Here is a 13,684-nt window from a genome sequence, read left to right as displayed (position 1 = left end):
GGTCGCGTCGTCTCGACGCGGGTGCCCGGACAACGGGGGAGCCCGGGCACCCGCAGACCCATTGGGCCAGAACGGACCGAAAGACAACCGAACGGCGGAAGGTCAGCCTGGTCGGCCAGCCTGGCGGAGCATCTCGTCGGTTTCGGGGTCCGGCATGAGCTGCCGAACCTCCTGCGCGCACCGGCAAGCGACGGCGATCTTGGCGGCCCAGGCCAGCGCCTCCTCGCGTTCTGCCACGTCGACGACCACGAATCCGCCGATGACCTCCTTGGTCTCCGGGTACGGGCCGTCGGTCACCAGCCCGTCCGTGCCCACGACGCTGGCCCGCTGCCGCTGTAGTCCGGCGCCGAACACGAACACCCCGGCGTTCACGGCCTCCTGGGTCACCGCGTGCGCCGCCCTGCCCACGTCGGGCCAGTCCTCGTCGGGGATGTGGTCCATCTCGCCGTCGTTGAACGAGATCAAGTACCGGGCCATCGCAGAACTCCCTTGTCCCGGCGGCCCCTCCGGCCGCCTCTCACCTGATCCACGAGCGACCCGCCGCCCATCGGACAAGGTGCCGGACGATTTTCCCACCGGTCAGCCGGCGAGCTGGTCGCGGCGGCGGGTGAGATAGGCCTGCTCGGCGGGGTTGCCGGCGAGACCGATGGCCCGGTCGTACGCCGCCCGTGAGTCGCCGTCACGTCCGAGCCGTCGCAGCAGGTCGGCGCGGACGGCGTGGAAGGCGTGGTAGCCGTCGAGGGCCTCGCCGAGCGCATCGATCTCGGCGAGCCCGACCTCGGGGCCGTCGACCTCGGCGACCGCGACGGCCCGGTTGAGCCACACGACCGGCGAGGGATCGAGCTGCGCCAGGCTGCCGTAGAGCGCCACCAGGGTGGACCAGTCGGTGTCGCGGCTGGTGGACGCGTTCGTGTGGACCGCGTTGATCGCCGCCTGCACCTGATAGCGCCCGGGTGCGGCACCGCCGGCCGTCATCACCTTGATCCGTTCGCCGAGCAGCGCGTTGCCCTCGGCGATCCGGATGCGGTCCCAGACGCTGCGGTCCTGCTCGTCGAGGGTCACCAGTTCCCCGGTGGCGGACACACGCGCCGGTCGCCGGGCATCGGTGAGCAGCATCAGCGCGAGCAGGCCGGCCACCTCGCCGTCGTCCGGCAGGAGGGTCCGCAGCAGACGGCCCAGGCGGATCGCCTCGTCGGTGAGGTCGACGCGCAGCGGCTCGGTTCCCTGCCCGGGCAGGTAGCCCTCGTTGAAGACGAGATAGACGACGGCGAGCACACCGGCGAGCCGCTCGTGGATGTCGTCGGCCGAGGGCACCCGGTAGGGAATGCCCGCCGCCTTGATCTTCGCCTTGGCGCGGGTGATCCGTCGGGCCATCGCGGGCTCCTGCACCAGGAAGGCACGGGCGATCTCGCCGACGGTGAGGCCGCCGAGCAGGCGCAGGGTGAGCGCCACCCGGGCCTCCATCGCCAGCGCCGGGTGGCAGCAGGTGAAGACCAGCCTGAGCCGGTCGTCCTCGACCGGGCCGGTCGGCTCGGTCGGGGTGTCGTCGTACGCGATCCGGGCCGCCCGGTGCCTGGCGTCGCGCTGCGAGTCCCGCCGGAGTCGGTCGATCGCCTTGCGGGTCGCGGTGGTGACGAGCCAACCGCCGGGATTGGGTGGTACGCCGTCGCGCGGCCACCGCTCCACGGCCGCCACGAACGCCTCGGCAGTCGCTTCCTCGGCGACATCGAGGTCACCGAAGCGGCGGGCGAGGCCGGCGACCACCCGCGCCCACTCCTCCCGGTGGGCGCGGGTGATCGCCTGCTCAACGGGCAGACCGGGCACGGCTCACCCAGCGCTCGGGCGCGACTCCACGAACGGCTACGCCGTTCGACACCGTCCCGCAGGATCTCGTCACGGCAGCCGGGTGGCCGGCGGGCCGGGGTCGGCGGGCAGTTGTCGTACGGTGTCGCCCTCCTTGATCGTCGCACCGACGACCACTCGGGCGTTGAGACCGCGAAGGCGCAGTTGCTGACCCTCCTCGCTCCAGACGATCTTGTGAGCGTCGCGCCCGAACCGGGCGGCGAACTTGGCACAACCGTTGTGCGGCTGGTCGGTCACCTCGATGACGGCCTGGTCACCGATCGCCAGGCGGGTACCGGCTGGCAGGGCGTCGAAGCTCAGGTCGAGATCGACGTAGAGCTGATCACCGGCGAGTGCCCAGGCGTCCCGGTCGGGACCGGCGATCAGCTCGACGAATCGGGAGTTGATGACGTTCAGCTGCATGTCGGGGTGCGGTGATCGGTCGGTCGTCCGTGAGCTGGGCCGTTGACTCCAGCTGTCGCCGACCAGCCCGACGGTGCTGTCCAGCTCGGCCGGGGACAGCACCTCCCGGACGTCGACGGCCGGCCGGCGGACGGCCAGTGCCAGGGTGCCGACGCCTCGGGGGGAGCGCCGCACGAGGTGCAGCCCTTCCATGATCTCGTCCATCGAGCGGTGACGTACGGTGATGGCTTTCTCCATGGCTCGACTCTGGTCCGTCCTCGTCCGCGTCGTCCAAACAGTTCTCGAAGCACGAGACCGGGACGAGGAACCGTTCCCTCGGCCGGACCACGCCTACGCGAGCCCGTCAAGATCCGTGCAACTTCGCTGATGGTGCTGCCTTCAGGTGCCTCCGAGGCAGCACCATCGCTGCAGTTGCACCGATCTTGCGGCAGTGGCCGCCGCGAGCGGGCGTCTGCCGCCGGTCAGGGGCGGTTGCGTTGGGCGCGGTAGCGGGAGATCAGGGCGGCGGTGGAGGAATCCAGCTCGGTCAGATCGGGTGCCTCGCCGGTGAGCAGCGGCGCGAGCTGGTTGGCCATCACCTTGCCCAGCTCGACACCCCACTGGTCGAACGGGTTGACGTCCCAGATCGCACCCTCGGTGAACACGATGTGCTCGTAGAGGGCGACCAACTGGCCGAGCGTCGCCGGAGTGAGGCGGTCGGCCACGATCGACGTGGTCGGGTGGTTGCCGGCCATCACCCGGTGCGGCACGAGGTCGGCGGCGGTACCCTCCGCCGCCACCTGCTCGGCGGTCCGGCCGAAGGCCAACGCCGCGGTCTGGGCGAAGAAGTTCGACATGAACAGGTCGTGCATGTCGCCGATGTCGTGGTTGGGTTCGCTGAACCCGATGAAGTCCGCCGGCACCAGCCGGGTGCCCTGGTGCAGCAGCTGGTAGAAGGCGTGCTGGCCGTTGGTGCCGGGCTCGCCCCAGAAGATCTCCCCGGTGTCGTACGACACCGGGCGACCGTCGGTGCGTACCGACTTGCCGTTGCTCTCCATGGTCAGCTGTTGCAGGTAGGCGGGGAACCGGTGCAGGTACTGCGAGTAGGGCAGCACCGCGTGGGTCTGCGCGCCCAGGAAGTTGGTGTACCAGACGTTGAGCAGGCCGAGCAGCACCGGCGCGTTGGCCGCCGGCGGTGCGGTGCGGAAATGCTCGTCCACGGCGTGGTAGCCGGCCAGCATCTCGTCGAAGCGGGCCGGCCCGATGGACAGCATCACCGCCAGGCCCACCGCCGAGGGCAGCGAGTACCGGCCACCCACCCAGTCCCAGAAGCCGAACATGTTGGCCGGGTCGATGCCGAAGCCCGCCACCCGCTGGGCGTTGGTGCTGACCGCGACGAAGTGACGGGCCACCGCGTCGGTGTCGGCGTCGAGGCCGGCCAGCAGCCAGTGCCGGGCCTGCTCGGCGTTGGCCAGGGTCTCCTGGGTGGAGAAGGTCTTCGACACCACCACGAACAACGTGCTGGCCGGGTCCAGGTCGGCGATCGTGTCGTGGATGTCGGTGGGGTCGATGTTCGACACGAAACGGCAGGTCAGACCACCGTCGCGGTACGCCTTCAGCGCCTCGTACGCCATCACCGGCCCCAGGTCGGAGCCGCCGATGCCGATGTTGACCACGGTGCGGATGCGTTCCCCGGTGTGCCCGCGCCACTGGCCGGAGCGCACCTTCTCGGCGAACTCGGCCATCCGGCGCCGCACCGCGTGCACGTCCGCCGCCACGTCCTGCCCGTCGACGTTGAGGGCGGCGTCCGACGGCAGACGCAGCGCAGTGTGCAGCACCGCGCGATCCTCGGTGCCGTTGATGTGGGCACCGGCGAACATCGCGGCGATCCGGTCGGCCAGCCCGGCCCGCTCGGCCAGGGCGGTCAGCAGGCGCAAGGTCTCGTCGGTGACCAGGTTCTTGCTGTAGTCGACGTAGAGGTCGGCCACCTCGACGGTCAACCGTCGACCCCGGTCGTGATCGGTGGCGAACAGGTCCCGCAGGTGTGTCCCGCGGATCTCGTCGGCGTGCTTGCGCAGGGCCTGCCACTCGTCGGTGCTGGTGACGTCCGCAGCCATCGGATCGATCGTCTCCTCGCAGGTTCGGGCACGCCGCCGGCCTCGTCGCGGCCGACGGTGAGACCAGACTGCCACACGAAGATCGGCTCGCCGGCCCGACACCACCACAGGTGGGATCTCCGGCGCCACGGGGGTGACGATCCGCACGGACCCGGGTGCGGTGCGCGAACGGCCGGCGAGTCCCCGGGGTCCGGTGCGTGCCGGTCGCCGGGACAGGGCATGGTGGTGGCATGACGACACCGGCATCGAGCGCCCCCGCAGCTGCTGTCCCCGCCGCGCCCGCCGCCTCCGGCGTACGGCAGACACTGCTGGTGCTCGGTGCCAGCGGTGACCTGACCGGGCGGCTGTTGCTGCCCGGTCTGGGCAAGTTGCTGGCCACCGGGTCCGTGCCCGGGTTGCGGCTGATCGGCAGCGGCATGGACGGCTGGGACGACGAGCGCTGGCGGCGTCGGGTGACCGACTCCTTCGGCGCCGTCGGCGCGGTGGGGCCGCTGGAGTCGGAGGTGATCCGCGAGTCGCGCTACGTGCCCGCCGACGTGACGCGCGAGGAGGACCTGCGGTCGCTGCTGAGCTGCTGCACCGGGCCGTTGGTGATCTTCTTCGCGCTGCCGCCGCTGGTGACCGCCCGGTCGGCCGCCGCGCTGGCCCGGATCGGGGTGCCACCCGGCACCCGGCTGATGCTGGAGAAGCCCTTCGGCGTCGATCGGATCTCGGCCCGTTCGCTCAACGAGCTGCTGGCCACCCTGGTCCCGGAGAACCAGGTCCACCGGATCGACCACTTCCTCGGCAAGTCGACGGTGCTCAACCTGCTCGGCCTGCGCTTCGCCAACCGGATTTTCGAGCCGGTGCTCAACTCCGCACACGTGGCCTGCGTGGACATCGTCTTCGACGAGACCCTCGGCCTGGAGGGACGGGCGGGCTACTACGACGGTGCCGGCGCGCTGGTGGACATGGTGCAGTCCCATCTGCTCCAGGTGCTGGCCCTGCTGGCCATGGACCCGCCGCCGACCCTGCGGGCCGAGGAGGTACGGGGACGCAAGGCACAGGTGCTGCGGGCCACCCGGCTGTGGCGTGACGATCCGCTGGCCGCCAGTCGGCGGGGCCGGTACACCGCAGGGGAGATCGACGGTCGGCGGCTGCCGAACTACGCCGACGAGCCCGGCGTCGACCCCGTACGGGGCACGGAGACGCTCGCGGAACTGGCGGTCACGGTGGACACCTGGCGCTGGGCGGGAGTGCCGTTCCGGCTGCGCTCCGGGAAGGCGATGGACACGGTACGCAAGGAGGCGATCATCACCTTCAAGCAGCCGACCCGGGTGCCCGACGGGCTGACCGGCTACGAGCGACCCGACCGGCTCCGGATCGGCTTCGGCCCGGACCGGCTCTGCCTGGATCTCAACGTCAACGGTCCCGGGAACCCCTTCGAGCTGGAACAGGTGAACCTGACGGCGAACTTCGGCCCCGGCGACCTGCCCGCGTACGGCGAGGTGCTGCGGGGCGCCCTCGAGGGCGATCCGACCCTGTCGGTGCGCGCCGATGTCGCCGAGGAGTGCTGGCGCATCGTGGAGCCGGTGCTGGCCGCCTGGAAGGCCGGTACGGTGCCGCTGCAGGAGTACCGGGCGGGCTCTGCCGGGCCGGCCGACTCGCTTATCGGCCCGCTGCCCGACGCGACCTGAGCCGGGCCTCCGCACCAGTGCGGCCCCGGCGGTGAACCGCCGGGGCCGCGTGGTGGTGGTGCGCTCGGATCAGCTGGTGGGGAAGTTGTCCGGGGTGCGGATGCGCTCGCGCATGAAGGCCCCGGAGGGGGTGAGCACCGAGGTGCCGGTGTAGGCGCTGCCGTTGCAGGTGCCCGGCCGCAACGCGGCGCTGCCCTCGGCCTTGTCGGAGAAGGTCCAGTTGGCGTAGCCGATCTTCAGCCGGTCGAGCAGGTCGAGCCACTGGGCGCTGCTGGTCAGGTCGGCGGCGCCGTCACCGGTGTAGTCGACAGTGCCGAACTCCGTGACGAACAGCGGCAGCCTGGCGGCGGCCCGCTCCACCTCGGCGCGGTAGTTGTCCTTGTGCGACGCGGCGTAGAAGTGGAACGCGTACATGATGTTGCTGGCGTTCACCGGGTTGTTGACGATCTCGGTGTGGCTGGCGCCCTCGGAGACGCCCAGCGAGGACCAGGCCCGGGTGCCGACGATGATCACCGCGTCCGGGTCGTTGGCCCGGATCACCGGGATGACCTGCTCGGCGTAGTTCTTGATGGTCGACCAGCTCACCCCGTTGGGCTCGTTGGCGATCTCGTAGATCACGTTGTTCTTCGCGGCGTGCCGGGCGGAGACGGCGGCGAAGAAGGTCTTGGCCCGCTCCAGATTGAACATCGGGTCACCCGGGGTGAGCAGGTGGAAGTCGATCATCGCGTACATGCCGCGCCGGGTGGCCTCCTCGACCAGGTTGTTGACCCGGTTGGTGAAGCCCGCGGGGTCGGTCTCGTAGCCCTGCTCCTGCACGTACATGGCGATGCGGAACAGGTCGGCGCGCCAGTCGGTGGCGAGCGCGTCGAGGGAGGCGTTGTTGTAGCAGTTGCCGAACCACTGGATGCCGTGGCTGCTCATGCCGCGCAGCTGGATCGGTCGACCGTACTGGTTGCAGAGGTTGACGCCGCACACCCGCAGCTGCCCGTTGACGGCCACCGGAGTCTGACCGCTGGGCGGGGGCGTGGTGGGTGGGGGAGTCGTCGGCGGGGCGGTGGTGGGCGGCGGGGGAGTGGTCGGCGTGGTCGAGCCCGTGCACACGGTGCCGTTGAGTGTGAACGAACTCGGTGACGGGTTGGCGCCGGTGAAACTGCCGTTGAAGCCGATGCTGGTGCTGGCTCCGGTGCCGAGCGAACCGTTCCAACTCGCGCTCTGTGCGGTGACGGAGCTGCCGCTCTGACTCCAGGTGGCCGACCAGCCCTGGGTCAGTCGCTGGCCGCTGTCGGGAAAGCTGAAGCCCAGCGTCCAGCCGTTCACCGGGTCGCCGAGGTTGGTGACCGTGACGCTCGCGGTGAACCCGCCGGACCAGCTGTTCGTCGTGTAGGTCACGGAGCAGCCGGTCGCGGCCATCGCGTTGGCGGTGGGCAGGGCCGTCAACGCGCCGAGGGTCAACGCGCCGACGGCACCGGCAGCGACCAGCAGGCGCCGCAGGCGGCGCGGAGGTTGCTTCATTGGTGGACCGTCGCAATCTGGTCGTTGGTGGTGGGGGTACGGCACTCCGGCGACAGTGGACGAGGAGACCGGGAGCGCTCCCACGGCAGCCTACGGGGCGTCGAAACCAGAACGCAATATTTCGATACATCGAATCAATAAATGAACTGTGGCCCCGGGACGCACGTCCCGGGGCCACAGTCGGAGCGGGTCCGACTCAGTCGTCGCCGGCGGCGCGTCGCCGGTCCGCCTCGGCGTCGGCGGCCCCGACGGGGGTCGGATCGGTGTCTCGGTCTGCTGTGGTCAGATCGATGTCGGCGCCGGCACGTGCCGCGTCGTCCGCGCCGACCAACTCGGTGCCGGTATCGCGGTCGTCGTCGACCAGTTCGTCGCTGTCGGTGAGCGCGATCGGCAGGTACCTCGGGTCGGTCGTCATCTCGTCCTCCTCTCGGTGTCCGGTAGGTACCCGCCGGGTGTCGCCGGCACACCGCGACCGCCGCTGGCGTCCGTGGTCGAGCCGCCCGGGACGGTCGGGGAGTCGATGCGGCCGGACTTGCGCTGCTCACTACCCTGACTCTGATCATCGGCCAGGTAACCTCTCGACTTCGACAAGGGCATCAGATGAGTGACAGCCACCCTCCGTACGGTGGACAACAGCCGGATCCGAACGCCGCCTCCTGGGGCACGCCACCCGGCTCTCCGGTCACCCCGGCCGGTTACCCGTCGCCGTACGGTGCGCCGGTGCCGCCCCCGCCCTACGGCCCGCAGCCGACGAAATCCTCGAACAAGGGCCTCTGGCTCGGTCTGGGCATCGGTGCCGCCGTGATGGCGGTGCTCGTCGCCTGCGGTGGGGTCATCGGCTTCTTCGTGCTGGCCGGCGACGACGAGGGAGAGCCGGTCGCGGGGCAGCGGAGCGACGCGCCCGGTGCCCCGACCGGCGCGCCGTCGGTCGCTCCGCCGGCGGAGGAGCAGCCCGACAACAACAACGCGGTCACCGCCCGCAACTCCAGCGACATGTCCGCGGTGTGCGAAGGCAGCCCGATTCTCAACGCCGCGCCCTACACCGGGGCGAAGGGCACCAAGGTCTACACCTTCGCCAACTCCCCGGAGCGGCCGGAGTCCTGGCTGAGCAAGTCGGTCGGCTTCGACAAGCCGTACTACGCCAAGACCGCCGAGTGGGCGTCGGTCTCCGTCGTCGGCTGCCTCACCTTCGAGCAGGGCAGCGAAGGCACGCCCCGCAAGTGCCAGTACAAGGACCGCGACGACAAGCAGGTCACGGTCGACTACGTCTCCTCGCGCTACACGCTGACCTTCTACGCCGCCAGGACCGGCGAGAAGATCGGTGAGGGTGGGCGGGTCAACGCCCCGGCGGTGCGCTGCCCGAGCTTCATCTCCTACAACAAGGAGACCATGCGGGCGTACGCCCAGCCGGACAGCGGCGCCATCGAGTTGGCGCTGGACAAGTTCACCTCCTGAGTCATCGGCATCCCGGGCGGCGGGGCGGGCATCGTGCGTCCCGCCGCCCTGCTGCTGCGGCGGGTCCGCGCGCCGGGTGTTTCGGTCGCCGACGGTGGGGCACCTGAGCGGTGAACACTGTCGGTGGAGGGAGGCACTGCATGCCTGCGGGATCCAGCCCGAAGAGAGAACGACAGTACGAGCACATCAAGGCGAGCGCCAAGAAGCGCGGCGTGTCCACCAGTCGAGCCGAGGAGATCGCGGCGCGTACGGTCAACAAGGAGCGGGCCCGCTCCGGTGAGGCGCGTACCGCGAGCCGATCCTCGATCGACGACGTCTCGTCGGGCCACCGGGGCGGCAAGCGCTCGCACCGTGGCGCCGGCGGGCGCACCAAGGAACAGCTGTACAACGAGGCGAAGAAGCGTGGCGTCAAGGGCCGCTCGTCGATGTCGAAGGCGGAACTGGAGCATGCCCTGTCCCGCTGACCCCACGGTCCGGCGACACGACGTCCGCTGAGCCGGCGGCCCACCGAGTATGCGGACCCGGTGGGTCGTCGGCCCGACGCGGCGTCGCTGTCGGAGCCGGCGGCTAATCTCTCGGCATGCCGCGATCGGTGATCTCAGGGGTGGGCGATGGCTGACGCCGCCGACGTCCGCCGGCTGGCCCTGGCGCTGCCGCACGCCGTGGAGATCGACAGCGATGGGTTCGACTTCCGGGTCGCGGACAAGGGCTTCGTCTGGTCGTATCCCGAGCGTCGGCCGGGTGAGCCCCGCGTCATCCGCACCGACATCGCCGTGTTGTATGTCGGCGACGAGGCCGAGAAGCAGGCACTGCTCCTCGGCGAACCGTCGCTGTTCTTCACCACCCCCGCCTACGACGGGCTGCCCCTGGTGATGGTGCGCCTGGCGGCGGTCACCGTCGAGCGGCTCGACGAGCTGATCACCGACGCGTGGCGGATGCGGGTGCCCGACCGAATGCTCGCCGGCTGCGAGGAGGGCTCGGCCGACCGGGCTGCCCGTTACTGACGGCGGCAGTTCCCTCGCGCCAGAGCCCGTGCTGCGGGGCCGAGTCCACAACAGCCGGACCACGCGACGGGCGGGCTCCGGCTACAGTAATTCCCGAACACGTTTGAAAATGTGGACGGGGAGCGATGAGCGGAACTCACTCCATTGCGTACGCAGAGCGGCCAACGCCATCATCGGGCGGAACCCCGACCGCGCAGCAGCCGGTGAGCACGGCGGCGCTGCTGGGCCCGCACGCCCCGAGTTTCGCGGTCGTCGTGGTCCTGCAGGTCATCGGCGCCGTCGCCGGGCTGGCGCCGCTGTTGGCGGTGGTCGAGCTGGGGCGTGCCCTGTTGTCACCCGGCCCGGTCGACACCGGCCGCGTGTGGACCGCCGTGACGCTGGGTGCGATCGGTCTGTTCGTCCGGCTGGTGTTCACCGGTGCCTCGTCAGGGCTCGGTCACGTCCTCGACGGCAAGGTGCAGCTCTCGCTGCGCCGGGCACTGGCCCGTAGCCTCGGCCAGGCGCCCATCGGCTGGCTCTCCCGCCGCCGCAGCGGCGAACTGGCGAGGGTGGTCGGTGACGACGTCGCCGCCGTGCATCCGTTCATCGCCCATGCTCCCGGCGAGTTGGTCGCCGCCTTCGTCGTGCCGTTGGTGTCGCTGGTCTACCTGCTGACCGTCGACTGGCGACTCACTCTGATCACGCTGATCCCCGTGGTGCTGGCCATCGCACACGTGCCGCTGCTGATGACTGCGGCCCGTACCCGGGAGCAGCGGGACTTCGACGCGGCGATGGGCCGGATCGCCACCTCCGTCGTCGAGTTCGTCCAGGGCATCGCCGTGGTCAAGGCGTTCGGCGGCGCCGAACGTGCGCACCTTAGGTTCCGCACCGCCGCCGACGAGTTCGTCGACATCTTCACCCGCTGGGTACGCGGCGTCTCCGCCGTCGCCGCCGGCATGCAACTGGTGCTGTCGCCGCCCTTCGTGCTGCTGGTGGTGTTGATCGGCGGCACGATGCGGATCACCTCCGGCGACCTGGCGCCGGTGGACCTGCTGCCCTTCCTGCTGCTGGGGCTGGGGCTCACCGCGCCGGTCGCGGCCCTCGGCCACGGTTTCGACGACATGCAGGCCGCCGGCCGGGCGGTGAGCCGCATCCGCGAGGTCCTCGCAGTGGGGGCACTGCCACAGCCCGCGCGTCCGGCCTGCCCGCAGGACAACCGGGTGGAGCTACGCGGCGTCCGGTTCAGCTACGACGGCGGCCCCGAGGTGCTGCGCGGAGTCGACCTGACGCTGGAGCCGGGCACGCTCACCGCGGTGGTCGGGCCGTCCGGCAGCGGAAAGTCCACGCTCGGGCAACTGCTGCCCCGGTTCTTCGACCCGACGGGCGGTTCGGTGCGCCTCGGCGGCGTCGACCTGCGCGACATCGACGCCAGGGAGCTCTACCGCCGGGTTTCCTTCGTCCTCCAGGACGTCCGGCTGCTGCGCGCGTCGGTCGCGGACAACATCGCGCTGGCGGTCCCGCACGCGACCATCGAGCAGGTCACCCGCGCCGCCCGACTGGCGCACATCCACGACCGCATCCTCGCGTTGCCGGACGGCTACGACACCGTGCTCGGTGAGGGTGTCAAGCTCTCCGGCGGTGAGGCGCAACGCATAGCCATCGCGCGTGCCCTGGCCGCCGATACGCCCGTGCTGGTGATGGACGAGGCGACCGCCTTCGCCGACCCGCGTACCGATCAGGCGGTTCGGCAGACCCTGTCGACGCTGCGCGGCCGCACGGTCCTGGTCATCGCCCACCGTCTGGAGACCATCGCCGACGCCGACCAGGTCGTGCTGCTGGAGAACGGGGCGGTGGCGGCGCGGGGCAGACCGACCGACCTGCTCGCCCGGGATGGAAAGTTCGCCGCGTTCTGGCGGACCCGGCAGGAGGACCTTTCCCGATGATCAGTCTGCTGTTGCAGGTGCTCGGCGACGAGTACGCCACGCCGATGCGCCGGACCGTCGCCCTGATGACGGTGACCGCAGTGCTGGAAGGTCTGCTCTACGCGTTGCTGGTGCCCGTGCTGCGGGCGCTGTTCGGGGACACCCCGTCGGGGGCCTGGCCGTGGCTGATCGCGTTCGCGGTCTCCGTCGCGGCATATGCGGTGCTGCGCTACCGCAGCGACCTGTCCGGCATGCGCGTCGGGACGACGATGCTGCGGGGCATGTACCACGGCCTCGGTGAACACCTGGCCCGGCTGCCCATCGGCTGGTACGACGCCGCCCGGGTGGGCGAGGTGTCCATGCTGGCCAGCCGTGGCCTGCTGGCGGCGATGGGCGTGTCGGCGCACCTGCTCGGGCCGTTCATCTCCGCCTGCGTGACACCACTAACGATCGTGGCCGTGATCACCGCGTTCAACTGGCAACTCGGGCTGGCCGCGCTGCTGGCGACACCGCTCGTGGTGCTCACCCAGCGGTGGACCGCGCGGTTGATGGCGGCCAACGACGCCGACCACGCCGCGCGCGACAATGAGGCCAGCGCCCGGGTCATCGAGTACCTTCAGGCCCAGCCGGTGCTGCGGGCCGGTGGCCGTGGTGGCGAGCGGTTCGCTCTGCTCGACGACGCGCTGCGCAGCGTGGAGCGGGCCTCCCGCCGGCGGACGACCTCGGTGCTGCCCGGCGTGGTGGGTCTGACCCTGACCGTGCAGGCCGTCTTCACCGCCGTGCTGATCCTGGGGAGCTATTTCGCGCTCGGTGGCGACATCGGGGGCGCGGAGATCCTGGCCGTTCTGGTGCTCGCGGCCCGAGCCGCGGATCCGCTGCTGTCCCTGTCGGACATCGGCGGCAAGCTACGCACCGCCCGCGCCGAGCTGGAGCGACTCGACACGGTGCTGCGCACCGAGCCGCTGCCCGAGTCGGACCGGCCGGTCCGGCCGCAGCGGTTCGACCTGGAGTTCGACTCGGTCACCTTCCGCCACGGTGATCGCACGGTGTTCGACGGATTGTCGCTGTCGGTGCCGCAGGGGCAGCGGTTGGCCGTCGTCGGTCCGTCCGGCGCGGGCAAGAGCACCCTGCTCCAGCTGATCGCCCGGTTCTACGACGTGGAGTCGGGAGCGGTGCGGGTGGGCGGTGTCGACGTGCGGCAGATCGACCCGGGCGTGCTGATGGCACAGATCGCCATCGTGTTCCAGGACGTCTATCTCTTCGACGGCACGATCGAGGAGAACGTACGCCTCGGTCGCCCCGACGCCAGCGACGACGAGGTGCGGGCGGCGGCGACCGCCGCGCGGCTGGACGAGGTCGTCGAGCGGTTGCCCGGTGGATGGGGGGCGAACGTCGGCGAAGGTGGTGCGTCGCTGTCCGGCGGTGAGCGCCAGCGGGTCTCGATCGCGCGGGCACTGCTGAGGGACGCACCGATCGTGCTGCTCGACGAGGTGACCTCGGCGCTCGATCCGGTCAACGAGGCGGCCGTCCACGACGGCATCGAGCGGCTGCTGCCGGGACGGACGGTGATCATGGTCGCGCACCGGATGCGGACGGTCCGACGCGCGGACCGCGTCGTCTTCCTCGACGACGGCCGGGTCGTCGAGGAGGGCAGCCACGACGAGCTGCTGCGTCGCGCCGGCCGCTACGCCGACTTCTGGAGCCTGTCCACCGCGTCGGGCGTGCGTGACGCGGTGCCGTCACCGCCGAGGAACCCGGACGACGGAGGGGCATGA

General features: G+C 70.8%; 12 protein-coding genes. 6 read left to right on the top strand and 6 right to left on the bottom strand.

Annotation, left to right across the window (positions count from 1 at the left end; all coding sequences use genetic code 11):
• Window positions 1–102 precede the first annotated feature (102 nt).
• The 4 genes from KBX00_RS03580 to pgi all read right to left on the bottom strand — a co-directional run bounded on the left by KBX00_RS03580 (window position 103) and on the right by pgi (window position 4,361).
• Window positions 103–477, bottom strand: coding sequence for a YciI family protein (locus tag KBX00_RS03580; protein ID WP_210823194.1), 375 nt, complete (start codon window positions 475–477; stop codon window positions 103–105).
• Between the two features lie 102 nt (window positions 478–579).
• Window positions 580–1,824, bottom strand: a complete 1,245-nt coding sequence (locus tag KBX00_RS03575; RefSeq protein ID WP_307868014.1) for an RNA polymerase sigma factor — start codon at window positions 1,822–1,824, stop codon at window positions 580–582.
• Window positions 1,825–1,893: 69 nt separating this feature from the next.
• Window positions 1,894–2,502, bottom strand: a complete 609-nt coding sequence (locus tag KBX00_RS03570; RefSeq protein ID WP_210823192.1) for an MOSC domain-containing protein — start codon at window positions 2,500–2,502, stop codon at window positions 1,894–1,896.
• A gap of 224 nt (window positions 2,503–2,726) precedes the next feature.
• Complete coding sequence (gene pgi / locus KBX00_RS03565) at window positions 2,727–4,361, bottom strand: glucose-6-phosphate isomerase (RefSeq protein ID WP_210823190.1); 1,635 nt, start codon at window positions 4,359–4,361, stop codon at window positions 2,727–2,729.
• Between the two features lie 230 nt (window positions 4,362–4,591).
• Here pgi and KBX00_RS03560 point away from each other — a divergent pair, with 230 nt between their 5' ends.
• Entirely contained in the window at window positions 4,592–6,037 is a 1,446-nt protein-coding gene (locus tag KBX00_RS03560) for a glucose-6-phosphate dehydrogenase (protein WP_210823188.1), read from the top strand.
• 69 nt (window positions 6,038–6,106) lie between these two features.
• Here the strand turns inward: KBX00_RS03560 and KBX00_RS03555 are convergent, their stop codons facing one another.
• Both KBX00_RS03555 and KBX00_RS03550 read right to left on the bottom strand, forming a co-directional pair.
• Complete coding sequence (locus KBX00_RS03555) at window positions 6,107–7,549, bottom strand: cellulase family glycosylhydrolase (protein ID WP_210823186.1); 1,443 nt, start codon at window positions 7,547–7,549, stop codon at window positions 6,107–6,109.
• A gap of 196 nt (window positions 7,550–7,745) precedes the next feature.
• Entirely contained in the window at window positions 7,746–7,964 is a 219-nt protein-coding gene (locus tag KBX00_RS03550) for a hypothetical protein (RefSeq protein ID WP_210823184.1), read from the bottom strand.
• Between the two features lie 185 nt (window positions 7,965–8,149).
• Here KBX00_RS03550 and KBX00_RS03545 point away from each other — a divergent pair, with 185 nt between their 5' ends.
• From KBX00_RS03545 to KBX00_RS03525, 5 genes are all read left to right on the top strand, one after another.
• On the top strand, window positions 8,150–9,004 hold the full coding sequence (locus tag KBX00_RS03545; protein WP_210823182.1) for a hypothetical protein: 855 nt from the start codon (window positions 8,150–8,152) through the stop codon (window positions 9,002–9,004).
• 140 nt (window positions 9,005–9,144) lie between these two features.
• Window positions 9,145–9,468 carry a plasmid stabilization protein gene (locus KBX00_RS03540; RefSeq protein WP_210823181.1) on the top strand — a complete coding sequence of 108 codons (324 nt, stop codon included), beginning with the start codon at window positions 9,145–9,147 and terminating at the stop codon, window positions 9,466–9,468.
• Between the two features lie 147 nt (window positions 9,469–9,615).
• Window positions 9,616–10,008 (top strand): MmcQ/YjbR family DNA-binding protein, encoded by a 393-nt coding sequence (locus tag KBX00_RS03535; RefSeq protein WP_210823179.1) that lies wholly within the window; start codon window positions 9,616–9,618, stop codon window positions 10,006–10,008.
• Window positions 10,009–10,211: 203 nt separating this feature from the next.
• A complete protein-coding gene (locus KBX00_RS03530) occupies window positions 10,212–11,930 on the top strand; it encodes an ABC transporter ATP-binding protein (protein WP_210823177.1) in 1,719 nt (572 codons plus the stop codon).
• Window positions 11,927–13,684 (top strand): ABC transporter ATP-binding protein, encoded by a 1,758-nt coding sequence (locus KBX00_RS03525; RefSeq protein ID WP_210823175.1) that lies wholly within the window; start codon window positions 11,927–11,929, stop codon window positions 13,682–13,684. The genes KBX00_RS03530 and KBX00_RS03525 overlap by 4 nt, the downstream gene beginning before the upstream one ends.

It is taken from the genome of Micromonospora sp. C95 (assembly GCF_018070465.1).
In the GTDB taxonomy this organism is placed as follows: Bacteria; Actinomycetota; Actinomycetes; order Mycobacteriales; family Micromonosporaceae; genus Micromonospora.
This window is presented reverse-complemented; position numbering and strand designations above follow the sequence as displayed.